Below are 22,540 nucleotides of genomic sequence, written 5' to 3'. Positions count from 1 at the left end.
GATAAATTATCCTTATGTTATATGCGTATAAAATAAAAGCCGCAAAAGTGCGGTTAAAAATCGAAGAGAATTTTACAATAATTTAGGCAAAAGATCTTCTGTTGGTCGTCAAAAAAAGACAAAAAGGTTGCTTGAGATTTTGTCCAAAATCCGTATAATCCCCACGATTTTAGAAGAAACGGAAGATTATTTCGGAATTTTCTCTTTTCTTATTTGACGAAAGCCCAATTTATGATTAAAATTGCGGTCTATTTTTTATAACCCTTGTTGTGTTTTGAATATCAAAACAGTAAACCATTTTGATTTAGGTAGATTACAATGAAACGTACATTTCAACCTTCTGTATTAAAACGTAGCCGTACTCACGGTTTCCGTGCTCGTATGGCAACTAAAAACGGCCGTCAAGTTTTAGCTCGTCGTCGTGCTAAAGGTCGTAAGAGTTTATCTGCATAATCACCTCTTTTAGTGATTAAGCTAAACTTCTCTCGGGAGTTACGATTGTTAACTCCCACTCAATTCAAAAATGTCTTCGAACAACCGTTTCGAGCAAGCACCCCTGAAATTACCATTCTCGCACGCAAAAATAATCTTGAGCATCCACGCTTAGGTTTAACTGTGGCTAAAAAACATCTTAAACGAGCGCACGATCGTAATCGTATTAAACGTTTAGTTCGTGAAAGTTTTCGTTTATCTCAACATAATTTGCCCTCTTGTGACTTTGTCTTTGTGGCGAAACGTGGCATTGGTCAGCTTGATAATCAAACGTTTTTACAAACTTTGGATAAATTATGGGCACGTCACATTCGTTTGGCACAAAAATCCTCATCGCTTTAATTAAGTTTTATCAAGTAGCGATTAGCCCTTTAATCGGGCCGCGTTGTCGTTTTGTGCCAACCTGTTCTTGCTATGGTATTGAGGCGTTAAAAACACATGGATTGTTAAAAGGTAGTTGGCTTACGCTAAAACGTGTATTAAAATGTCACCCCTTAAGCGCCGGTGGATTCGATCCTGTTCCGCCGAAAAAGATTAATAATAACGATGAGAAAAAATAATGGACTCAAGACGTAGCCTATTAGTGCTTGCACTACTCTTTATTTCTTTCCTTGTTTATCAGCAATGGCAACTTGATAAAAATCCACCTGTTCAACAACAGACCACGGAACAAACAACAGCCGCCTCTTCTGATGTCCCGGCAAGTTCTTCTTCATCTGCTGAAGTAGTGGCAGATTCACAAACAAAAGGTCAAATTATCACATTAGAAAATGATGTACTCCGTTTGAAAGTGGATACATTAGGTGGTGATGTAATCAGTTCTGAACTATTAAAATATGATGCAGAATTAGGTTCAAAAGAACCTTTCGTCTTGTTAAAAGATACAAACGAGCATGTTTACATTGCACAAAGCGGTTTAATTGGTAAAAACGGGATCGATACAAAAGCAGGTCGTGCGCAATATCAAGTTACTGGCGATAATTTCAAATTAGCAGAAGGTCAAAATGAACTTTCAGTGCCATTAACATTTGAAAAAGATGGTGTGACTTATCGTAAAATCTTTGTGTTAAAACGTGATAGTTACGATGTCGGTGTTAACTTTGAAATTGTGAACCAAAGTGGTAGTGCAATTGAAGTTGAACCTTACGGCCAATTAAAACACACATTAGTTGAAAGCAGCGGTAACGTGGCAATGCCTACTTATACCGGTGGTGCGTATTCTTCTTCAGAAACCAATTACAAAAAATACAGCTTCAGCGATATGAAAGATAAAAATCTTTCTATCGATACCAAAGCAGGTTGGGTTGCTATTTTACAACACTATTTCGTATCAGCTTGGATCCCAAATCAAGATGTAAATAACCAACTTTATAGTATTACAGACAGTAAAAATAACGTTGCGTCTATTGGTTATCGTGGTCCAGTCGTTTCTATTCCAGCAGGTGCAACAGAGACTATTACCAGCTCATTATGGACAGGTCCGAAATTACAAAACAAAATGGCTGAAGTGGCTAACCACTTAGACTTAACTGTCGATTATGGTTGGGCATGGTTCATCGCGAAACCATTATTCTGGTTATTAACTTTCATTCAAAGTATTGTATCTAACTGGGGTGTGGCAATTATTTGTGTCACCTTAGTGGTTAAAGCGATTTTATATCCGCTTACAAAAGCACAATACACTTCTATGGCGAAAATGCGTATGTTGCAACCGAAAATGCAAGAAATGCGCGAACGTTTTGGTGATGATCGCCAACGTATGAGCCAAGAAATGATGAAACTTTACAAAGAAGAAAAAGTAAATCCACTTGGTGGTTGCTTACCATTAATCCTTCAAATGCCAATTTTCATTGCATTATACTGGACGTTTATGGAAGCAGTTGAACTTCGTCATGCGCCATTCTTTGGTTGGATTCAAGATTTATCGGCACAAGACCCTTACTACATTCTCCCAATCTTAATGGGTGGATCAATGTTCTTGTTACAAAAAATGTCACCTACACCAGTTGCCGATCCAATGCAACAAAAAGTGATGAATTTCATGCCGTTGATCTTCATGTTCTTCTTCCTCTGGTTCCCGGCAGGTCTAGTACTTTACTGGTTAGTGTCTAACTTAATCACTATCGTACAACAACAAATGATCTACCGTGGTTTAGAGAAAAAAGGGTTACATACCCGTAAAAAATAACAGATAGAAGGCATCGAAAGATGCCTTTTTTCTATCATTGATTGATATATAATCACATGGGCGTATTAATGCGCCCTCTCATTTTTTTATCGCAGATAAAAGTGCGGTCAATTTTTAGTGAGTTTTTATGAAAGAAACAATCGTCGCACAAGCGACAGCGCCTGGTCGTGGTGGTATTGGTATTTTGCGTGTATCAGGTCCAAAAGCGGTTGAAGTGGCACAAGCGGTACTAGGTAAATGTCCTAAACCAAGAATGGCAGATTATTTACCTTTTAAAGATGCTGATGGCACAGTATTAGATCAAGGCATTGCACTTTACTTTAAATCGCCGAATTCTTTTACAGGTGAAGATGTATTGGAATTGCAAGGTCATGGTGGGCAAGTAGTATTAGATTTGTTGCTAAAACGAATCTTACAACTTGATGGTGTTCGTCTTGCGCGTCCCGGTGAATTTTCAGAACAGGCTTTTTTAAACGATAAATTAGATTTAGCTCAAGCAGAAGCCATTGCAGATTTGATTGATGCCACTTCGGAGCAAGCCGCTCGTTCGGCATTAAAATCATTACAAGGTGAATTTTCCAATAAAGTAAATCAGTTGGTGGATTCCGTGATTTATCTTCGTACTTATGTGGAAGCGTCGATTGATTTTCCCGATGAAGAAATTGACTTTTTGGCAGACGGTAAAATCGAAGCAAAATTACGAGAAATTATTGATCAACTTGATTTAGTCCGTAGCGAAGCGAAACAAGGCTCGATTTTACGTGAAGGGATGAAAGTAGTGATTGCCGGTCGTCCAAATGCGGGTAAATCAAGCTTACTGAATGCTTTAGCAGGCAGAGAAGCGGCCATTGTGACAGATATTGCAGGAACCACTCGCGATGTGTTACGTGAGCATATTCATATTGATGGCATGCCTTTACATATTATTGATACTGCAGGGCTTCGCGAAGCGACAGATGAAGTTGAACGTATCGGCATCTCGCGTGCGTGGACTGAAATTGAGCAAGCCGATCGTATTATCTTAATGTTAGACAGCAGTGATCCTGATAGCCAAAATATTGAAAAAGTGCGGTCAGAATTTTTATCGAAATTGCCAAATAATATGCCAGTGACCATTGTTCGTAATAAAGTCGATTTAAGCGGTGAGGCAGTTGGGATAAAAGAAGAAAATGGAACAACGACCATTTGTTTATCGGCTCAAACGCATCAAGGCGTAGATTTATTACGTGAGCATTTAAAACAGGCGATGGGTTTCCAAACCGGCATGGAAGGTGGCTTCTTAGCACGTCGTCGTCATCTTGATGCTTTAGAAAAAGCGGCCGAACATTTACAAATTGGGTTAGTTCAATTAACAGAGTTTCATGCGGGTGAATTGTTAGCAGAGGAACTTCGTTTAGTACAAGCTAATCTCAGTGAAATTACGGGGCAATTTACCTCGGATGATTTACTCGGTAATATTTTCAGCTCTTTTTGTATCGGAAAATAGGTTTTAGGTTATGACTTTTCATATGTTGTGGGTCATTGCGCTTGGTCTTTCGATGGATGCGTTTGCAGTATCCATTTCCAAAGGTTTGGCAATGCGCGCTTTTCGATGGAAACAAGCACTGGCCATTGCATGCTGTTTTGGGCTATTTCAAGGCATTATGCCGGCAATCGGCTATGTTGTCGGACTACAATTTAGTCAGATGATTCAAAATTGGGATCATTGGATTGCCTTTGCTTTACTTGCGATTATCGGTGTGAATATGATTCGAGAAGGGCTGAGCTCAGATGATGAACCTGCGCCCTCATTGATTAGTTTAAAACACTTACTAACACTTGGTGTGGCAACGAGTATTGATGCGTTAGCTGTTGGTGTCTCTTTTGCTTTTCTTTCTGTGGACATTTTGTTGGCTGTCTTCATCATTGGTTTAATAACCTTTGCCATTTCTTTTATTGGTGTAAAGAGCGGTCATTTTTAGGGAAAAAATTCAAAAGCAAAGCAGAGATTTTTGGCGGTTTAGTGTTATTAGTCATGGCTGTGAAAATCCTACACGAACATGGTGTTTTTTAAGTGCGAATTTTCGCCTTTTAGATTATAATCTTACGAACTTTGTCTTTTTTAAAAGGGTAATAATTGAATGTTAATTGAAAAAATGCATGGCATCGCCCATAGCTTTATCGGAAAAGCGATCTTTGCTTTAATTCCAGTTTCATTTTTGATTGGTGGGATGTCAGGTTATCTGTATAGCAGCAATGATAGTTTTGCGGCAAAAGTAAATGGCGAGACTATCTCTCAACAAGATTTCTTAAATCGTTATAACCAAGAGTTTGAAGCGCGAGCTCAACAAGAAGGCGAGAGCTTCTTAGCGAAAACTGACTCTGTGGAATTTGTGACTGCACTTCGTCAAAATTTAATTCAACGTTTGGTGGATCAAGAATTAATCCGTCAATATGCGAAAGAATTAAAATTAGGTGTAAGTGATGAGATGATCAAACGTGCGATTGTAAGCGATCCTAACTTACAATCTAACGGTAAATTTGATAACGCGCGCTATCAACAATTATTGACTCAAAATGGTTTAACATCTGATACTTATGCGGCTATTTTACGTAATGCATTAACACTTGAACAAATGCAAAATGGTTTGGCAGACAGTGAGTTTGTTGTACCAGCCCAAGTAAAAGATAACGCACAAGTCTTTTTCCAAAAACGTATCGCTCGTCTTGCAACTCTTCCATTAGCCGATGAAATTGCAAAACAAAAAGTAACAGACGAAGAAATTAAAGCGTATTACGATGCGAATGCGAAATCACTTGTTCAACCTGAACAAGCGAAAGTGCAATATATTCGCGTTTCAGCAGATGCATTAGGTAAATTACAACCAGTAACTGAAACACAAATTGCACAATATTATCAAGAAAATAAAGCGCAATTCATTAGCCAAAAATTAGCACATATTCAATTATCAACGGAGAAAGAAGCGGATGCCGTTTATCAAGAACTGCAAAAAGGCGCTGATTTTGCTGAGTTAGCAAAAACAAAATCCCTAGATAAACTTTCTGGTGCTCAAGGTGGTGAATTAGGTTGGGTAAAAGACAACGAATTACCGAAAAACTTTGAAGATGCAGCATTATTATTAAATGTTGGTCAATATAGTACACCGGTTAATGTGGATGGGGCTTACCATATTATTTTAGTGCAAGATCGTAAAGAACGTACTTTAGAAGAAGTGAAAGAACAAATCGCAGAGACTGTACGTAAAAACTTAGCAGAAAGCCGTTTCCAAGCGGTAGAAAAAGCGGTTCGTGAAAAAGCAGCAGAAAGCAGTGATTCTTTAGCTTCGGTAGCTGAAGCTGCTGGTGTGAAAATGGAAGAAACGGATTACTTTGGTAAAAATAATGTCCCTGCGGCATTAAATTTCCCAAATGTGACTTCTGCTATTTTTGAATCTGATATTGCAAACGGCGGTGCAAATTCTGAGCCATTAACTGTAGGTGAAAATGAATTTGTAGTGGTACGTGTCGTGGATCACAAAGATGAAGGTTTGCAAAGCCTTGATGAAGCAAAATCAACGATTGAGCAATTCTTAAAACGTGAAAAAGCCGATAAAGTATTAGCTGAAAAAGCAGAGCAAGTGGTTAAAGCGTTATCTGCTGATCCTACCAAATTACCAGCAGGTATTAGTTTTAGTGAACCACAAACCTTTACATTGATGGATAATAAAGATCCAATGCTTTATGAGGGGGTATTTGCTATTGCTAAACCACAAGATGGTAAAGCGGCTTATCAAGTTGCTCGCAACAGCAAAGGTGATGTAGTTGTGGTTGCTCTTGAACGTGTAGAAGAACCGACTTTAAGTGAGCAAGAATTAGCGAAATTTAGCACTCAACTTGTTCGTGCGCGTCAAGGCGAATTGCAAGGACAGCTAATGCAAGCATTACGTGAAAAAGCACAAATTGAGATTAATAACACTTTTATTAATCAAGATGATTCAGAAGAAGGTGCCTCTCACTAAGTTGATTGAAATATCATTCATTATCAATTTCTGATGGAAAATAAAAGCAAAGTGCGGTAAATTTTGACCGCACTTTTTTATATAAAATAAGGAGGAGACTATGGCTCAAGAAACCATTTTCAGTAAAATTATTCGCAAAGAAATTCCTGCCAATATTGTTTATCAAGATGAATTAGTGACCGCATTCCGTGATATTTCACCACAAGCTAAAACCCATATTTTGATTATCCCAAATAAAGTGATTCCAACGGTTAATGATGTGACAGAACAAGATGAAGTCACCTTAGGTCGCTTATTTACGATCGCAGCTAAAATTGCTAAAGAAGAAGGCATCGCCGAAGACGGTTACCGTTTAATTGTGAACTGTAATAAACATGGTGGACAAGAAGTATTCCATATTCATATGCATCTTGTTGGTGGTGAACCTTTAGGTAGAATGTTGGCGAAATAATGAAAAAGATCCTCATTACAGCAACGGTATTATTTTTGACGGCTTGTTCATCCGCACCAAATATTGTGGGAACCAATAAGCCAATTTTAAATATGACGGCAAATTTAGCGCCGGCTTTAGATGTCGATTTGTCGGATAATACCGCGGGTTTAAAAAATAAAACTACGCAACAGCTCAATGTGCTTTACCATCTTTATTGGTATAACACACAAGGTGTAACGCAAGTTTGGCCGAATCAGCAAGAAAGCCAATCAGGCAATATTTTATTGCAACCGCAAGAAAAGAAAGTGTTTGAACTACCAAAACCAAGCACAGAAAGCACCAATTATCGTCTTTATTTACAATAGTTTATGTCCACATTATTAATTGACCTTGAAGGTCATGAGCTCAAACAAGAAGAAGTTGAATTACTGGAACATCCTTTAGTTGCGGGTTTGATTTTATTTACCCGCAATTTTTATGATCGTCAGCAAGTTCAAGCGCTAATTAAATCCATTCGTCAACGAGTGAAAAAGCCTTTATTGATCACGGTCGATCAAGAAGGTGGTCGCGTACAACGTTTCCGTGAAGGTTTCACTCAGCTCCCCGCGATGCAAGCTTTTGCGGCATTAGTTAAGGATTCAACTCAGCAACAACAAATAGCAAAAGAAGCGGGCTGGCAAATGGCTGCAGAAATGATGGCGCTAGATATTGATTTGAGTTTTGCTCCTGTGTTGGATTTGGGGCATGAATGTCGTGCGATTGGCGATCGCAGCTTTGGCTGTGATGTAAAAAGTGCGGTCAATTTGGCGGCTGCTTTTATTGATGGTATGCACCAAGCAGGCATGGCAACAACAGGAAAACATTTCCCTGGGCATGGTCATGTTTTAGCCGATTCTCATCTTGAAACACCTTATGATGAGCGTGCAAAAGAAGTGATTTTTAATCATGATATTTTGCCATTCCAGCAATTAATTCAACAGCGTAAGCTTGATGCGATTATGCCGGCTCACGTGATTTATACGCAGTGTGATAGTCAGCCAGCAAGTGGCTCGAGTTATTGGCTGAAAGAAATTTTGCGTAAACAGCTAGGCTTCCAAGGGGCGATTTTCTCTGATGATTTAGGCATGAAGGGCGCAGGTTTTATGGGTGATTTTGTGGCTCGTAGTGAAAAAGCCTTGAATGCTGGTTGTGACTTATTATTGCTTTGCAATGAACGTGAAGGTGTCATTCAAGTGCTTGATAATCTGAAGTTAGAGGAAACCACAGAGCATTTTGTAGCACGCCAAGAACGTTTGAAATCACTCTTTAAACAAAAATCCTTTGATTGGTCAGAACTCACCAAAACTTCACGTTGGATTGAAAATCATCAAAAACTGACCGCACTTCAACAAGAGTGGCTTGCTTCTAAATGATTGATTGCCATCATTATCAAAAAGGCGATTGCCATTCTTGTCAATGGCTTGAAATGCCTTATGAGCAGCAACTCGCCAAGAAAGAAGAGCATCTTAAACAACAACTTGCCAAATTAGATTGTGATGATTTAATTTGGCATCCGCCTTTTTATTCCTCCGAATCAGCTTTTCGTAATAAAGCGAAAATGGTTGTAAGTGGCGCGGTGGAACGTCCCATTCTAGGTATTTTACAAGACCCGAATGATCCACAAAGTGCGGTGGATTTATGTGATTGCCCACTTTATCCGCAACGCTTTGCTGAACTCTTTCCAATTCTAAAAGATTTTATTGGACGAGCGGGTTTAGTCCCTTATAACGTGGCTAAGCAAAAAGGTGAGCTCAAATATATTCTGCTTACAGAAAGCCAACATACAAAAAAATTGATGTTGCGTTTTGTATTACGTTCAGAAACTAAACTATCGTTAATTCAACGTGAATTTGCAGGGCTATTGGAAAAATTACCACAACTTGAAGTGGTGAGTGTGAATATCCAACCTCAGCACGCAGCGATCTTAGAAGGTGAGAAAGAAATCTTTTTGACTGACCAGTACACTTTATCAGAAAGCTTTAATGGTATTCCGCTGTTTATTCGCCCTCAAGGTTTCTTCCAAACGAATCCATTTGTCGCACAAGGGTTATATGCAACGGCACAAGATTGGGTGCAAGATTTGCCCATTACTAAACTCTGGGATCTCTTTTGTGGCGTTGGAGGGTTTGGACTTCATTGCGCTAAAGCTTTGCAGGACAAACATCAACAAGACGTGGAATTGACCGGAATTGAAATTTCCCCATCTGCTATTCAAGCAGCGACGCAATCCGCTCAGGTGTTAGGGCTAAACAACGTTAAATTTCAATCTTTGGATACCGCTAATTTTGCTTTAACACAAGATGAAAATAAACCTGATTTGGTGATCGTCAATCCGCCTCGTCGAGGTATCGGAAAGGAACTAGCAGAATTTCTCAATGAAATGCAACCGCACTTTATTCTTTATTCCAGTTGCAATGCGATTTCCATGGGAAAAGATTTGCAGAATCTAACCAATTATAAACTTACTCAAATTCAATTATTTGATATGTTCCCGCATACAGCGCATTATGAAGCACTAACATTACTTGAGCTCAATCCCTAATAAAAAAAGCTAACATCTTAGTTAGCTTTTTTTATTTAGAAATTTAACCGCACTTTTATTTTGCTATAAACCAGGGCAATTAAGAAAAATACAGCCTGTAACAAAATAATGCATGCACCAGTAGAGGCATCAAAATGATAGCTAAGTAGTACGCCTAATAGGCTTGCAGTCACTGCGCTGATAATCGCGATAACTAGCATCTTATCGAATCGATTCGTCAGTGTGAGAGCAGTGATGCCAGGTGCAATTAGCATCGCTACAACTAAGATAACCCCAACAACTTGCATCGTACTCACAATGGTGAGTGCAAGTAGTGTGAGTAGTCCATAATGTAATAATTTAGGCGAAAGACCTGCAACACGGGCATGGCTAGGGTCAAAGCAGTAGAGGAGAAAATCACGACGCTTTAAGCCTAGTAAAATAAAAATGATTAAGGCGATGATAGCCGTTTGAATCAGCTCTTGTCGGCTTACACCTAATACGTTACCGAATAAGATGTGTGTGAGATGTTGTGAAGTTTGGATTTTAGTGAACAGCACCAAACCAATGGCAAACATCCCCGAAAATACAATCCCCATCGCGGTATCTTCTTTGATACGGCTATTTTCTTTTAAATAACCCACCCCTAAGGCACAGGCAATACCTGAGACAAACGCACCAATCACTAATGGAATACCAGCTAGAAAAGCTAAGACAATACCTGGCAGGACAGCATGAGAAATGGCATCCCCCATCAATGACCATCCTTTCAACACCAAATAGCAAGAGAGTAGTGCACAGATCACGGCAACCACTAATGCGGTGAGTAGTGCATTTTGCATAAAGGAAAATTGAAATGGCTCAACGAAAATGGCGAACATCTCAGTCATAATCCACCACCTTACGTCGTTTTTGACTGATTAATCCGTATTTAGGTGAGAATAGAAAAGCCAATAAAAATAACAAGGTTTGCAATGTCACGATGACACCACCTGTTGCGCCATCCAGATAATAGCTTAAATAGACACCGACGAAACCAGTGATTGTGCCTAATGCTACGGCAATTTTGATAAGAGTTTTGAACTTGTCAGTAAGTAAATAGGCAGTTGCACCTGGTGTGATTACCATCGCAATCACTAAAATCGCCCCGACAGTTTGTAATGCCGCAACGACACAAGCACTCAAGAGTGTAAAAAAGAGAACTTTGTAAAACAGTGGTGAAAGCCCAACTGTAATTGCTTGCGTTTCATCAAAGAAAATCAGTAACAGATCCTTCCAAAAAATAAGCAATAAGACCAAGCAAATCAACATAATGATGGCTACTTGATAAATATCTTCATCGGCAATCCCGAGGATATTACCGAGAATAATATTTTGCACATTTATTGAAGTTGGATTCAGAGAAATAATCAACAATCCCAAGGCAAAGAATGTGCTGAAAATAAAGCCGATAACGGCATCTTCTTTGAGTTTAGAAATGGATTTGATCCATAAAATGGAAAGTGCGGCCAAAATTCCGGCAAAAAAAGCACCTAAAGCATAGGGGAGTGAAAAGGCATAAGCTATTGCCACACCTGGAACCACGGAATGAGAGAGTGCGTCGCCAATTAATGACCAGCCTTTCAGCATTAAATAGGCAGAAAGAAAGGCACAAATGCCACCAACTGCGGCACTTATCCACATGGCTTTTTGCATATATTCATAGGAGAAAGGTTCTAGCAAATATTCAAGCATGGCTTATTCCTTGTCAGACGGAGGCAGACGACAGGATTTTACAGCCGTTGCAGGCGGATCATTTTTGGTTTCACCGTAGAAGACGACTGGACGTTCATCATCTGTGAGAACGGTCACCGCACGTTTATCTTCATCATTATGCAGATCTTCACCCAATAATTTGATGTGTCGTAATACACCACCAAAGACTTTTTCCAAATTATGCTGATTGAATGTATCTTCCGTTTTACCGGCAGCAATCACAGTACGGTTAATCATCACCACTTGATCACAGAAGTCTGGTACAGAACCCAAGTTGTGGGTAGAAACTAAAATTAAATGGCCTTCAGCACGTAATTGGCGAAGGAGTTCCACAATGGCATTTTCGGTTTTAACATCCACACCTGTAAAAGGTTCATCAAGCAAGATAATTTTACTTTGTTGTGCTAATGCACGAGCCAAAAATACGCGTTTTTTTTGCCCACCAGAAAGCTCGCCGATTTGCCGTTCAGCTAAATGCTCGATGTTTACTCGTTGCATCGCTTCGAGCACTTTTTGTTTGTCTTCCGCTTTTGGAATGCGTAGGAAATTCATGTAGCCGTAGCGTCCCATCATGACAACATCATAAACGGAGACTGGAAATTGCCAATCGACTTCTTCCGCTTGCGGCACATAGGCAACCAAATTTTGTTTCAATGCTCGATTAATTGGCAAACCACAAAGCGCAATATTGCCTTGCTGTGGCTTGATTAAGCCCATGATGCTTTTGAATAGCGTTGATTTTCCGCTCCCATTTACGCCGACAAGAGCACAGATGGTTCCTCCTTGTAATGCAAAGGCAACATCATAAATTGCAGTGTGCCCGTTGTTGTAACGCACAGTTACATCATTAACGGAAATCGAAGCGGAAAGTGCGGTCATTATTTTTCAAATCCTTTGACTATGGTGGATACAGTGACATTCAGTAAGTCAATATAAGTTGGTACAGGACCGTCAGCGGCAGAAAGGGAATCGACATAAAGCACGCCGCCGTACTTAGCACCGCTTTCTTTCGCTACCTGTTGAGCAGGTTTGGCTGACACGGTACTTTCACTAAATACCACTGGAATGTGATTTTTTTTCACTAAATCAATAAGTTTACGCACTTGTTGAGGCGTACCTTGTTGTTCAGCGTTAATTGGCCATAAATAGCCTTCTTTGAGATCGTAATCTTTCGCTAAATAACTAAAGGCACCTTCACTGGTCACTAACCAACGTTGGTCGGCAGGAATCAGTGAGAGTTTTTCACGTAAAGGTTTATCGAGCTGTTTGATTTTTTCTGCATACGCCGCTGCATTTTTTTGATAAGTATCAGCATTTTGCGGATCGTATTTAACGAATGCATTTTTGATATTTTCGACATAAATCAACGCATTAGATGGCGACATCCAAGCGTGTGGGTTAGGGGCATCTTTATAAGGACCTTCATAAATAGAAAGTGGCGTGATGCCTTCGGTTACCACAACGGCTGGTTTATCTTTGATATTTTGGAAGAAACGCTCAAACCAACGCTCTAAATTTAATCCGTTCCATAAAATTAAATCAGCAGATTGAGCTTTTACAATATCTTTAGGGGTCGGTTCATACTCGTGAATTTCTGCACCAGGTTTGGTGATAGATTCCACCGTCGCGGCATCGCCCGCAACATTTTGTGCGATATCCTGAATCACAGTAAATGTGGTCACCACTTTAAATTTCGCTTCGGCTTGTAAAGCTGCTAAACCTAGAGCGATAACAGATAGGCTTTTAAATAAATGCTTCATGAGATCTCCTTAAAAATAATGATCGATTAGCATTCTGCAGAATAATATCATTTTTTATAAAGTTTTCAAATGAAAATAATTATCAAATCGATAGGTGATTAAAATTAAAAAGCGGAAAATTTTGTGCAAAATTGACCGCTCTTTTTGAAATGATTAACCACCAACTTGTTGGATTAGGCGATCCATACCCGCTTCATCATAGCCTTCTTCATATTGGGCTTCATCAACGGTAAAGTTGTGCATGCTACGCCCTGCGATACAACCGTATTGTTCCAATTTTCCTTTAGTAAAGTTAGTACGAAACGCAGATGAATGGTTATTTAAACTGATCACCCCAATGGTCGCGCGATTACATGGATTTTTATTCACAAAGACTAAATTATAGCCAGATTCGCGAATATAACCCGTTTTATTAATTGCCGCATCAAACACTTCTTCACGCACTAATTTATTGGTGTTTTTAACAAAAACGCTACGTCCGCCAGCTTGAATGAAAGCACTTGGCATATTCGAGAGGTTTTTGATTTGTGCTTTGTTAAGAGAGTATTTAGCCAGTTTTACGAGATCCATCACACTTGAAATGTTGCTGTCGGATAAACCAGAACTATCTGAAAAGCGGGTAGAGCGCATACCTAATTCTCTCGCTTTCTCATTCATTTTTTGGATAAATTGCAAACGACTCATGCCCGCAGAGCGAGAAAGGGCATGAGCAGCATAGTTGTCAGAATGGACAAGCATCGCTTTTAATAATTCATTACAAGAAATCGGCGTGTATTTTGGTAATTTTGTATGTGTGCCTTTAATGTAATCGTAATCGTCGTCAGTAATCGATGCAGTACAATTTGCGTTTCGATTATTTTCAAGAAACACATTTGCAGTCATTAACTTGGTGACGGATGCGATAGGTTGAACATGATTCGGTGAACTACTTTCGAGCACGCGATCATGGGTGAAATCATACACGACATAAGATTGTGCCGTTGCCATTGCTGGCACTAAACACAATACAGAAAGCACTTTTTTTAACATATCTTTTAATATTGACAACTTAGAGAATAAAACAAAGCTTGTATTCTATCAGTTTTTGTAAGGGTTTGGGATGTGTGAAAGAGAAAAAATTTAAAGTTTTTTAACCGCACTTTTTTCTTTTGTTTTTTGATTTTTGCGATAGCGATCGCAAAGAAGTGCGGTCAAAATTTTCTTTGTTTTTCAAATCTGCTAGCTTATCCGTCGGTAAATCTGTAAAATCTCGGCTCATTTTTAATATGCGAATTTTTTGTTGCTCAATTCTGAGTAACATCATCGCCGTAATGTGTAATAACGAGGCTTTATGTTAGAACAACCCCTTTCATCCGAAACGAATACAAAAAAGATTAACTTAATGGATTTAACGCGTCAGCAGATGCGTGAGTTTTTTGCTGAATTAGGCGAGAAACCATTTCGTGCGGATCAATTAGTGAAATGGATTTATCATTTTGGCGAAGATAACTTCGACAATATGACCAATATTAATAAAAAATTACGAGAAAAATTAAAAGCGGTCGCGGAAATTAAAGCGCCAGAAGTGGCGGTTGAACAACGCTCTGCAGATGGCACCATTAAATGGGCGATGCAGGTAGGTGAACAGCAAGTTGAAACGGTCTATATTCCTGAAGCAGATCGTGCGACACTTTGTGTTTCTTCTCAAGTAGGCTGTGCCTTAGCTTGTACCTTCTGTTCAACAGCACAGCAAGGCTTTAACCGTAATTTAACAGTGTCTGAAATTATCGGTCAGGTTTGGCGCGCATCAAAAATTATCGGTAATTTTGGTGTCACAGGTGTTCGTCCGATAACCAATGTGGTGATGATGGGTATGGGTGAACCATTGTTAAATGTAGCCAATGTTGTACCTGCGATGGAAATTATGCTTGATGATTTTGCTTACGGATTATCTAAACGACGTGTGACGTTATCCACATCAGGTGTTGTGCCTGCACTCGATATGTTGCGCGATAAGATTGATGTGGCATTAGCGATTTCACTTCACGCACCTAATGATGAATTGCGTGATGAAATTATGCCAATCAATAAAAAATACAATATCAAAATGCTGATGGATTCAGTACACAGATACTTAGAAGTATCGAATGCTAACCATGGTAAAGTGACTATTGAGTATGTGTTATTAGATCACGTGAATGATGGCACAGAGCATGCGCATCAATTAGCTCAAGTGTTAAAAAATACGCCATGTAAAATTAACTTGATCCCATGGAACCCGTTCCCAGAAGCGCCTTATGGTAAAAGCTCAAATAGCCGTGTCGATCGCTTCCAAAAAACCTTAATGGAATATGGCTTTACGGTGATTGTACGCAAAACTCGTGGTGATGATATTGATGCCGCTTGTGGCCAGTTGGCGGGGGATGTGATCGACCGAACCAAACGTACAGCAATAAAGCGTAAGTTTGGTGAAGGCATTGACGTAAAAGCGGTTAACTAAGCTAAATATAGCAATACTTGTAAAGGAAAAATGTCCTAGAGAAGAGTGATAAGAGAGAGGAGTGATAAGATGAAATTAATCCCAATTAACATTCTAAGTGCGGTCATTTTTCCTTTTGTTTTTTCGGCTTGTGTCTCTCAGTCTTCCGTTGACTTTAATAAACAACAAGCCGCAAAAGCTCGCGTTGAACTGGCATTAGGCTATCTTCAACAAAATGATTTTGTTCAAGCAAAACTTAATTTAGATAAAGCCCTTGAACATGATGAGCGATATTATCTTGTGCACTCAGCACTTGCGCATTTTTATCAATTACAAGGCGATACGGAAAAAGCGAAGCAAGCTTATTTACAGGCGATCAAGTTAGATGATAAGCAAGGCGATGTGTATAACAACTTCGGTGCATTTTTATGTGGACAAGGTGAGTTTGAACAAGCTTATTCACAATTTAATGCGGCACTCGCTGCGCCGAATTATTACCATCAAGCGGATACTTACGAAAACATAGCGCTTTGTGCTTTTGCTGGAAAACAAACCGATGTTTATCAACAGGCATTGGATAAATTGCGTCAAGTTGATCCTTCTAGAGCGGAAAAGCTCCGTTCACTCAAATAATCATTGCCAAAAGCCCCTTTCGACTTTAAAATTTAGCATTTAGTTTTTTATTGCTATTTCTTTTTTTATACCTATGAATACAATCCTTGAACAAACCGAAAAAACAGACATCTCCTTTGGGGATAAACTTCGTCAAGCTCGCGAAGCGTTAAATCTTTCTCTGGAAGATGCGGCAAAGGCAATTTCTTTGCGCCCAAGCATTTTGGAAAAATTAGAAAATAATGAATTTGTCCAAAAAAATGTGCCATCAACTTTTATGAAAGGATATGTGCGTAGTTATACAAAATTTTTACGTATTCCTGAGAGCGAATGGGCGCATTTAACCTTTGGTGAAGCATACAAAAACGATTTAAGTAAAAATGCACGCGCGACGCGTTCAGTAAACCAATACTCTTCTCATAGTCGCTGGGTCGGCACACTTACAACCATTATTTTACTCGCAGCTGTTGGGATGACAGGCTTATGGTGGTGGCAGAATTATCAAAAATCAAACGAAGAACGTGATAATTTAGTGCAAACCTACGTTGAAAAAGAAAAAACAGCAGAGGTACCGGTTACTCATTCGAATGACATCCCAGTCGCGGTGAATAACCAGCCTTTAACGTCAAATAATGAAACAGCACCTGTAACGGAAGCAAAAAATAATGCTGCTGAACCTGTTGTTTCAAATACTCAAGAGAATCAAGTTCAACCAGTAAACGCAGAAGTTTCAACTGGCGCAACTTCGGCCCCTACCGTTGAACAAGTTCAAGCCCCTGTTGTGGAACAAACCTTACCTAACACAGAACCTACAACAGAGCCAACCGTACCAGATGCTCAAAGTGCGGTTGAAAATCCAGCCATTTCTGAAGCGCCAACCACAGCAAAAGGCGATCTTGTTATTGAGATTACCAAAAATTCAAGCTGGATTAGTGTGAAAGACCAAAATCGTAAAGTTTTAGCGCAAAAAGAATATAAACAAGGCGAAGTCTTAACCTTTAATGGTAATGACTATGCATTGATTATTGGTGCGCCGGGTAACGTTCGTATTACTTATAAAGGCGAGGCGTATCCGCTTACCGTTGATGGCCGTGTGGCTAAATTTAAATTACCAAAACCTTAACGAATAATTTACAAAAGAATGTCTGCAGTAAAACCTACTATCAAACGTCGTGAATCGACAAAAATTTATGTGGGCAATGTACCAATCGGTGGTGATGCACCGATTGCTGTACAATCCATGACAAATACTCGCACAACTGATGTTGAGGCGACCGTTGCACAGATTAAATCGTTGGAACGCGTCGGCGCAGATATCGTGCGTGTTTCTGTACCTACCATGGATGCCGCCGAAGCGTTTAAAATCATTAAACAGCAAGTGAATGTGCCATTAGTAGCGGATATTCATTTTGACTATCGTATTGCGTTAAAAGTGGCTGAATATGGGGTGGATTGCTTACGTATTAATCCAGGCAATATTGGTCGTGAAGATCGTATTCGTGCAGTGGTGGATTGCGCACGCGATAAAAATATCCCTATCCGTATTGGTGTTAATGCTGGCTCATTAGAAAAAGATATCCAAGAGAAATTTGGTGAGCCAACACCAGAAGCCTTATTAGAATCAGCATTACGCCATGTTGAGATTTTAGATCGTTTAAACTTCGATCAATTTAAAGTAAGCGTAAAAGCATCCGATGTCTTCCTTGCGGTGGAATCTTACCGTTTACTGGCAAAAGCCATTAAACAACCATTACATTTAGGGATTACGGAAGCGGGCGGTGCACGTGCAGGAGCAGTGAAATCTGCAATTGGTTTAGGTATGTTGTTAGCGGAAGGTATTGGTGATACCTTGCGTGTCTCTTTAGCCGCCGATCCTGTAGAAGAAATCAAAGTTGGTTTTGATATTTTGAAATCGTTACGTATTCGTTCTCGCGGGATTAACTTTATTGCTTGTCCAACTTGCTCACGTCAAGAGTTTGATGTGATTGGCACGGTGAATGCACTGGAACAACGTTTAGAAGATATTATCACCCCAATGGATGTGTCTATTATTGGTTGTGTGGTAAATGGCCCAGGTGAAGCATTAGTGTCTGACCTCGGTGTTACCGGTGGTAATAAGAAAAGTGGCTATTATTTAGATGGCGAGCGTCAAAAAGAACGTTTTGATAACGACGCGATTATTGACCAATTAGAAGCAAAAATTCGTGCCAAAGTTGCACAACAAGATCCAAAAAATCGAATTATTTAAGGAAAACTCGTGGCAAAAAATATTCAAGCAATTCGTGGGATGAATGACTGTTCCCCAACTGAATCTCCACTTTGGCAATGGATTGAAGGGCAGGTTCGCCAAATTTTAAGCAGCTACGGCTATTCAGAAGTGCGTATGCCAATCGTGGAAAGTACGCCATTATTTGCTCGTGCAATCGGTGAAGTCACAGATGTCGTCTCAAAAGAAATGTACACATTTTGGGATAATGATGAGCAATTAACACTTCGTCCTGAAGGTACTGCAGGGTGCGTGCGAGCTGCGATTGAACACGGTTGGATTTACAACAATGAACAACGTTTATGGTATATGGGACCGATGTTCCGTCATGAACGTCCACAAAAAGGTCGTTACCGTCAATTCCACCAAGCAGGTGTCGAAGTATTTGGTATCGCAACCCCTGAAATTGATGCGGAGTTAATTATTTTAACGGCACGTTTATGGAAAGCCTTAGGTATTGATCAACATGTTTCACTTCAATTAAATTCGATTGGTTCACTAGAAGCACGTGCAAACTATCGTTCTGCATTAGTGGCCTTCTTAGAAAATCACCAAGATTTAATGAGCGAAGAAGAGAAAGAACGTCTTGTAAAAAATCCATTACGTATTTTGGATACTAAAAATCAAGCATTACAGGATGTATTGGACGGCGCGCCAAAATTATTGGATTATTTAGATGATGAAAGTCGCGAGCATTTTGCACAGTTATGCGGTCTATTAGATGCGGTTGGCATTCAATATGAAATCAATCCAAAATTGGTACGTGGTTTAGACTATTATAATAAAACCGTATTTGAATGGGTGACATCAGCATTAGGTGCTCAAGGTACTGTATGTGGTGGTGGACGTTATGACGGCTTAGTTGAACAACTTGGTGGCCACGCAACAAGTGGTGTTGGTTTCGCAATGGGCTTAGAGCGTTTAGTGCTACTCGTTCAAGAAGTGAATAAATCGATTCCGGTAAAAAGTGCGGTAGATATTTACGTTGTTTATCAAGGTGAAGGCACGACATTGGCCGCATTCCAACTAGCGGAAAAACTTCGCTCAGAATTACCGCACTTAAGCACAATGTTGCATTGCAGCGGCGGTAACTTTAAAAAACAATTTAAACGCGCAGATAAGTCTGGTGCGACTCTAGCCCTTGTACTTGGCGAAAGTGAAGTGCAAAATAATCAAGTTGTGGTAAAACACTTACTTGGCGCAGCAGAGCAGCAAACCATTGATGTGGACAATTTGATTGAACACGTGAAAGCCCAATTTTAATTTTAGAAGGATAGGAAAATGGCATATACCATTGAAGAAGAACAAGAACTGAACCAGTTAAAAGAATGGTGGAAAGACAATGGCAAAACCATTATTGCCGCTTTTATTCTTGGTGTAGGCGGGATGTTGGGCTGGCGTTATTGGCAGTCTTATCAAGCCAATCAAATCATGCAGGCGTCTGCTGAATATGATGCCTTAGTTTATACCACAAACAAAGATGCCGCGGCACAACAAGCTAAAGTGGCTGAATTTGTGAAAGCGCATGATAAAACCAGCTATGCGGTATTTAGCTTATTAGATGAAGCAAAAGGTTTTGTTGCAAAACAAGATTACGCCTCTGCAGAAAATAGCTTAAAACAAGCGATTGCTCAATCACAAGATGATATCTTAACGTCTCTTGCAGCGCTTCGTTTGTCTGCAGTGCAATTCCAACAAGGTCAATTTGATGCAGCACTAGCAAGTCTAAATCAAGTGAAAAGCCAAGGCTTTAGTGCACGTAAAGATCTTTTAGCGGGCGATATTCAAGTCGCAAAAGGCGATGTGAATGGTGCTAAAGCAAGCTTTGAGAATGCACAAAAAAGCGGTAACCCGTTAGAAAAACAAATGGCGCAGATGAAATTAAATAATCTGTAATATTTTAATTAGCCCGAATTGCTCGGGCTTTTTTATTGGATTTTTGATCTTATGATTCAGAAACCTATTGTGCCGCCACCCGTCATTTTTATTGGCTGTGCACTTATCATGATATGCTTACCTAATCCTTACCCTGTTACAATCAATATCGTGATTACTTATCTGATTGCGTTGGCTTCATCTTTTGTTGGTTTTTTCAGTGTTTGGCAATTCTACAAAAATAAAGCTAATATTCATCCCATCCATTTAGAGAAAAGCAAAGTATTTGTGGTAAGTGGTATCTATCGCTTTAGTCGTAACCCAATGTATTTAAGTTTAGCTGGCTTGTTAGTGGCATGGGCGTTTTATTTGCAAAGTGCGGTTAGTTTTTTAGGTGTTTTTCTATTTATTTATCTCATCACACAATGGCAAATTAAACCTGAAGAATACTGGCTAGAGAAGAAGTTTGGTGAGTCTTATTTGGCTTATAAGAAAAAAGTCAGACGTTGGATTTAACCAATAAAAAAATCGCCTAAAAATAGGCGATTTTTTATATATTTTGAGAAGTGATTATTTAGCTGCACATCCGCAATCTGCTAATTTTTTAGCTAAACGCTCCGCAACGAAATCCCAGTTCACTACGTTCCAGAATTCTTTGATGTAGTCTGGACGACGGTTTTGGAATTTCAAGTAGTAAGCGTGTTCCCAAACATCTAAACCTAAAAGTGGGAAACCTTCACAACCTGCGATTTCTTTACCCATTAATGGAGAATCTTGATTTGCTGTAGAAACAACAGATAATTTACCTTGGTTAATCACTAACCATGCCCAACCTGAACCGAAACGAGTCGCTGCTGCTTTTTCAAATTCAGCTTTGAAGTTTTCTACAGAACCGAAATCACGTTCGATAGCTGCTTTTAAATCACCCTGTAAAGTGGTGCCTTTTTTCAATGATTTCCAGAATAAGCTGTGGTTTGCGTGACCGCCTGCGTTGTTACGTAATGCAGTACGTTTTTCAGCTGGGATTTTGTCTAATTGGCTGATTAATTGACCTGAGCACATTTCAGAAAATTCAGCAGGTAAAGTTTCTAACACCGCGTTTGCATTGTTTACATAAGCTTGGTGGTGCTTAGTGTGGTGAATTTCCATTGTTTGCGCATCAAAATGTGGTTCTAACGCATCATAAGCGTAACCTAATTCAGGTAGAGTATAAGACATAATATGTTCCTTTTTTAAATAAAGTTAAGGTAATGTTTTTGATAAAACAACATCAAAAAGTAGATAAATGGTAGCAGAAAATTTGATTTAGATCAGTAAATCTTTTAATTATTTGATTATCCGATGAATAGGCTAGAAAAGCTTAATTTGTTTTAAATCAATAAATACACCGATCTACGCCTAAATAGTTATACCTTTTAGCCCTTAAAATCTCGTCAAAATTTCCCCTTGTGGTAGAATACCCGCTGATTTTTAACAAGGTTTTATTTTTAAGGCTGAGACTATGTTTCCTGCTCATCAACTTCAATTAGAACAATTAGCGTGTCAACGTGGCGATCGCATATTGTTCACTGATCTTTCACTGCAATTTCAAAGCGGTGATTTCGTGCAAATTGAAGGGCACAATGGTATCGGCAAAACAAGTTTATTGCGCATTTTAGCTGGCCTTGCACAGCCTGTAGAAGGTAAAGTGCGGTGGAATTCAGACGAGATTACAAAACAACGCGAAGAATACCATCATCAGCTACTTTATCTCGGCCATCATTCTGGCGTAAAGCCTGAATTAACGGCATGGGAAAATTTAAAATTTTATCAGCAGATTAGTCAAAGTCAGCAAGGCACTGATATCTTATGGGATGTGCTTGAAACTGTAGGCTTACTTGGACGTGAAGATTTACCGGCTGCCCAACTTTCAGCTGGTCAGCAAAAGCGCATTGCCTTGGCAAGATTATGGATCTCAGAAGCACCTCTTTGGATTTTGGACGAACCTTTTACAGCAATAGACAAAAAAGGGGTTGAAGTTTTGACCGCACTTTTTGAAAATCATGCTAAAAAAGGTGGAATGGTGATTTTAACGAGTCATCAAGAAGTACCAAGTAGCCTATTAAAGAAAATCAATCTTGCTGATTATAAATATAACCCTTAG

At 39.4% G+C, this 22,540-nt stretch carries 24 protein-coding genes and 1 pseudogene; 19 read left to right on the top strand and 6 right to left on the bottom strand.

The genetic code is table 11. The features are described from left to right. Positions 1 to 318: 318 nt before the first annotated feature. The 11 genes and pseudogenes from rpmH (at position 319) to rlmC (ending at position 9,692) form a co-directional block, all read left to right on the top strand. Positions 319 to 453: a 50S ribosomal protein L34 gene (rpmH, locus tag INP95_RS09660; RefSeq protein ID WP_005539760.1), complete on the top strand. Its 135-nt coding sequence runs from the start codon at positions 319 to 321 to the stop codon at positions 451 to 453. A gap of 12 nt (positions 454 to 465) precedes the next feature. Then, complete coding sequence (gene rnpA, locus INP95_RS09655; protein ID WP_014064016.1) at positions 466 to 834, top strand: ribonuclease P protein component; 369 nt, start codon at positions 466 to 468, stop codon at positions 832 to 834. Further along, complete coding sequence (yidD, locus tag INP95_RS09650; protein ID WP_005695569.1) at positions 789 to 1,052, top strand: membrane protein insertion efficiency factor YidD; 264 nt, start codon at positions 789 to 791, stop codon at positions 1,050 to 1,052. Before rnpA ends, yidD begins: the two co-directional genes overlap by 46 nt. Beyond that, a complete protein-coding gene (yidC, locus tag INP95_RS09645) occupies positions 1,052 to 2,680 on the top strand; it encodes a membrane protein insertase YidC (protein ID WP_070590571.1) in 1,629 nt (542 codons plus the stop codon). The genes yidD and yidC overlap by 1 nt, the downstream gene beginning before the upstream one ends. Positions 2,681 to 2,807: 127 nt before the next feature. Continuing rightward, positions 2,808 to 4,166: a tRNA uridine-5-carboxymethylaminomethyl(34) synthesis GTPase MnmE gene (mnmE, locus tag INP95_RS09640; protein WP_197560648.1), complete on the top strand. Its 1,359-nt coding sequence runs from the start codon at positions 2,808 to 2,810 to the stop codon at positions 4,164 to 4,166. A gap of 10 nt (positions 4,167 to 4,176) precedes the next feature. Next, a pseudogene (locus INP95_RS09635) lies at positions 4,177 to 4,733 on the top strand (manganese efflux pump MntP). Positions 4,734 to 4,800: 67 nt separating this feature from the next. After that, entirely contained in the window at positions 4,801 to 6,678 is a 1,878-nt protein-coding gene (ppiD, locus tag INP95_RS09630) for a peptidylprolyl isomerase (RefSeq protein ID WP_197560647.1), read from the top strand. A gap of 100 nt (positions 6,679 to 6,778) precedes the next feature. Beyond that, positions 6,779 to 7,129, top strand: a complete 351-nt coding sequence (gene hinT, locus INP95_RS09625) for a purine nucleoside phosphoramidase (RefSeq protein ID WP_197560646.1) — start codon at positions 6,779 to 6,781, stop codon at positions 7,127 to 7,129. After that, positions 7,129 to 7,476, top strand: a complete 348-nt coding sequence (locus INP95_RS09620) for a putative periplasmic lipoprotein (protein ID WP_197560645.1) — start codon at positions 7,129 to 7,131, stop codon at positions 7,474 to 7,476. Before hinT ends, INP95_RS09620 begins: the two co-directional genes overlap by 1 nt. A 3-nt stretch (positions 7,477 to 7,479) precedes the next feature. Next, entirely contained in the window at positions 7,480 to 8,523 is a 1,044-nt protein-coding gene (gene nagZ / locus INP95_RS09615) for a beta-N-acetylhexosaminidase (protein WP_197560644.1), read from the top strand. Continuing rightward, a complete protein-coding gene (gene rlmC, locus INP95_RS09610; protein ID WP_197560643.1) occupies positions 8,520 to 9,692 on the top strand; it encodes a 23S rRNA (uracil(747)-C(5))-methyltransferase RlmC in 1,173 nt (390 codons plus the stop codon). The genes nagZ and rlmC overlap by 4 nt, the downstream gene beginning before the upstream one ends. A gap of 35 nt (positions 9,693 to 9,727) precedes the next feature. Here rlmC and INP95_RS09605 read toward each other — a convergent pair whose 3' ends face one another. From INP95_RS09605 to INP95_RS09585, 5 genes are all read right to left on the bottom strand, one after another. Beyond that, entirely contained in the window at positions 9,728 to 10,561 is an 834-nt protein-coding gene (locus tag INP95_RS09605; protein ID WP_232088517.1) for a metal ABC transporter permease, read from the bottom strand. Beyond that, positions 10,554 to 11,405, bottom strand: a complete 852-nt coding sequence (locus tag INP95_RS09600; protein ID WP_197560642.1) for a metal ABC transporter permease — start codon at positions 11,403 to 11,405, stop codon at positions 10,554 to 10,556. Before INP95_RS09600 ends, INP95_RS09605 begins: the two co-directional genes overlap by 8 nt. A 3-nt stretch (positions 11,406 to 11,408) precedes the next feature. Beyond that, positions 11,409 to 12,305 (bottom strand): manganese/iron ABC transporter ATP-binding protein, encoded by an 897-nt coding sequence (locus INP95_RS09595; protein ID WP_049372887.1) that lies wholly within the window; start codon positions 12,303 to 12,305, stop codon positions 11,409 to 11,411. Further along, a complete protein-coding gene (locus INP95_RS09590; RefSeq protein ID WP_070590595.1) occupies positions 12,305 to 13,186 on the bottom strand; it encodes a metal ABC transporter substrate-binding protein in 882 nt (293 codons plus the stop codon). Before INP95_RS09590 ends, INP95_RS09595 begins: the two co-directional genes overlap by 1 nt. A 153-nt stretch (positions 13,187 to 13,339) precedes the next feature. Continuing rightward, a complete protein-coding gene (locus INP95_RS09585; protein WP_049363744.1) occupies positions 13,340 to 14,215 on the bottom strand; it encodes a D-alanyl-D-alanine carboxypeptidase family protein in 876 nt (291 codons plus the stop codon). A gap of 301 nt (positions 14,216 to 14,516) precedes the next feature. Here INP95_RS09585 and rlmN point away from each other — a divergent pair, with 301 nt between their 5' ends. The 7 genes from rlmN to INP95_RS09550 all read left to right on the top strand — a co-directional run bounded on the left by rlmN (position 14,517) and on the right by INP95_RS09550 (position 20,913). Beyond that, positions 14,517 to 15,665, top strand: a complete 1,149-nt coding sequence (gene rlmN / locus INP95_RS09580) for a dual-specificity RNA methyltransferase RlmN (protein WP_049385014.1) — start codon at positions 14,517 to 14,519, stop codon at positions 15,663 to 15,665. A 69-nt stretch (positions 15,666 to 15,734) separates the two neighbouring features. Beyond that, entirely contained in the window at positions 15,735 to 16,277 is a 543-nt protein-coding gene (pilW, locus tag INP95_RS09575; RefSeq protein ID WP_049385013.1) for a type IV pilus biogenesis/stability protein PilW, read from the top strand. Between the two features lie 73 nt (positions 16,278 to 16,350). Next, the gene (locus INP95_RS09570) at positions 16,351 to 17,379 is read left to right on the top strand and encodes a RodZ domain-containing protein (RefSeq protein WP_049385012.1); all 1,029 of its coding nucleotides are present in this window, start codon (positions 16,351 to 16,353) and stop codon (positions 17,377 to 17,379) included. A gap of 18 nt (positions 17,380 to 17,397) precedes the next feature. After that, positions 17,398 to 18,504 carry a flavodoxin-dependent (E)-4-hydroxy-3-methylbut-2-enyl-diphosphate synthase gene (gene ispG, locus INP95_RS09565; protein WP_049363739.1) on the top strand — a complete coding sequence of 369 codons (1,107 nt, stop codon included), beginning with the start codon at positions 17,398 to 17,400 and terminating at the stop codon, positions 18,502 to 18,504. A gap of 9 nt (positions 18,505 to 18,513) precedes the next feature. Further along, positions 18,514 to 19,785 (top strand): histidine--tRNA ligase, encoded by a 1,272-nt coding sequence (gene hisS / locus INP95_RS09560; protein WP_178164415.1) that lies wholly within the window; start codon positions 18,514 to 18,516, stop codon positions 19,783 to 19,785. An 18-nt stretch (positions 19,786 to 19,803) separates the two neighbouring features. Continuing rightward, positions 19,804 to 20,418, top strand: coding sequence for a YfgM family protein (locus INP95_RS09555; protein ID WP_178411184.1), 615 nt, complete (start codon positions 19,804 to 19,806; stop codon positions 20,416 to 20,418). Between the two features lie 51 nt (positions 20,419 to 20,469). Then, positions 20,470 to 20,913: a methyltransferase family protein gene (locus INP95_RS09550; RefSeq protein ID WP_197560641.1), complete on the top strand. Its 444-nt coding sequence runs from the start codon at positions 20,470 to 20,472 to the stop codon at positions 20,911 to 20,913. Between the two features lie 54 nt (positions 20,914 to 20,967). Here the strand turns inward: INP95_RS09550 and sodA are convergent, their stop codons facing one another. Then, positions 20,968 to 21,615: a superoxide dismutase [Mn] gene (gene sodA, locus INP95_RS09545; protein ID WP_049369405.1), complete on the bottom strand. Its 648-nt coding sequence runs from the start codon at positions 21,613 to 21,615 to the stop codon at positions 20,968 to 20,970. Positions 21,616 to 21,898: 283 nt separating this feature from the next. Between sodA and ccmA the strand changes: the two genes are divergently transcribed. Beyond that, positions 21,899 to 22,540: a cytochrome c biogenesis heme-transporting ATPase CcmA gene (gene ccmA / locus INP95_RS09540; protein WP_197560640.1), complete on the top strand. Its 642-nt coding sequence runs from the start codon at positions 21,899 to 21,901 to the stop codon at positions 22,538 to 22,540.

The organism is Haemophilus parainfluenzae (genome assembly GCF_014931375.1).
GTDB lineage: Bacteria > Pseudomonadota > Gammaproteobacteria > Enterobacterales > Pasteurellaceae > Haemophilus_D.
Note: the sequence above shows the minus strand (reverse complement) of the source record. Positions and strands in the feature narration are given on the sequence as shown.

Coding starts and splice junctions, on each gene's coding strand:
- INP95_RS09570 (WP_049385012.1), top strand. CDS start 16,351: ATGAATACAATCCTTGAACAAACCGAAAAAACAGACATCTCCTTTGGG.
- rlmC (WP_197560643.1), top strand. CDS start 8,520: ATGATTGATTGCCATCATTATCAAAAAGGCGATTGCCATTCTTGTCAA.
- yidC (WP_070590571.1), top strand. CDS start 1,052: ATGGACTCAAGACGTAGCCTATTAGTGCTTGCACTACTCTTTATTTCT.
- rlmN (WP_049385014.1), top strand. CDS start 14,517: ATGTTAGAACAACCCCTTTCATCCGAAACGAATACAAAAAAGATTAAC.
- ispG (WP_049363739.1), top strand. CDS start 17,398: ATGTCTGCAGTAAAACCTACTATCAAACGTCGTGAATCGACAAAAATT.
- INP95_RS09590 (WP_070590595.1), bottom strand. CDS start 13,186: ATGAAGCATTTATTTAAAAGCCTATCTGTTATCGCTCTAGGTTTAGCA.
- INP95_RS09605 (WP_232088517.1), bottom strand. CDS start 10,561: ATGACTGAGATGTTCGCCATTTTCGTTGAGCCATTTCAATTTTCCTTT.
- INP95_RS09620 (WP_197560645.1), top strand. CDS start 7,129: ATGAAAAAGATCCTCATTACAGCAACGGTATTATTTTTGACGGCTTGT.
- sodA (WP_049369405.1), bottom strand. CDS start 21,615: ATGTCTTATACTCTACCTGAATTAGGTTACGCTTATGATGCGTTAGAA.
- pilW (WP_049385013.1), top strand. CDS start 15,735: ATGAAATTAATCCCAATTAACATTCTAAGTGCGGTCATTTTTCCTTTT.
- hinT (WP_197560646.1), top strand. CDS start 6,779: ATGGCTCAAGAAACCATTTTCAGTAAAATTATTCGCAAAGAAATTCCT.
- rpmH (WP_005539760.1), top strand. CDS start 319: ATGAAACGTACATTTCAACCTTCTGTATTAAAACGTAGCCGTACTCAC.
- INP95_RS09585 (WP_049363744.1), bottom strand. CDS start 14,215: ATGTTAAAAAAAGTGCTTTCTGTATTGTGTTTAGTGCCAGCAATGGCA.
- yidD (WP_005695569.1), top strand. CDS start 789: ATGGGCACGTCACATTCGTTTGGCACAAAAATCCTCATCGCTTTAATT.
- INP95_RS09550 (WP_197560641.1), top strand. CDS start 20,470: ATGATTCAGAAACCTATTGTGCCGCCACCCGTCATTTTTATTGGCTGT.
- ppiD (WP_197560647.1), top strand. CDS start 4,801: ATGTTAATTGAAAAAATGCATGGCATCGCCCATAGCTTTATCGGAAAA.
- INP95_RS09555 (WP_178411184.1), top strand. CDS start 19,804: ATGGCATATACCATTGAAGAAGAACAAGAACTGAACCAGTTAAAAGAA.
- mnmE (WP_197560648.1), top strand. CDS start 2,808: ATGAAAGAAACAATCGTCGCACAAGCGACAGCGCCTGGTCGTGGTGGT.
- ccmA (WP_197560640.1), top strand. CDS start 21,899: ATGTTTCCTGCTCATCAACTTCAATTAGAACAATTAGCGTGTCAACGT.
- INP95_RS09600 (WP_197560642.1), bottom strand. CDS start 11,405: ATGCTTGAATATTTGCTAGAACCTTTCTCCTATGAATATATGCAAAAA.
- INP95_RS09595 (WP_049372887.1), bottom strand. CDS start 12,305: ATGACCGCACTTTCCGCTTCGATTTCCGTTAATGATGTAACTGTGCGT.
- nagZ (WP_197560644.1), top strand. CDS start 7,480: ATGTCCACATTATTAATTGACCTTGAAGGTCATGAGCTCAAACAAGAA.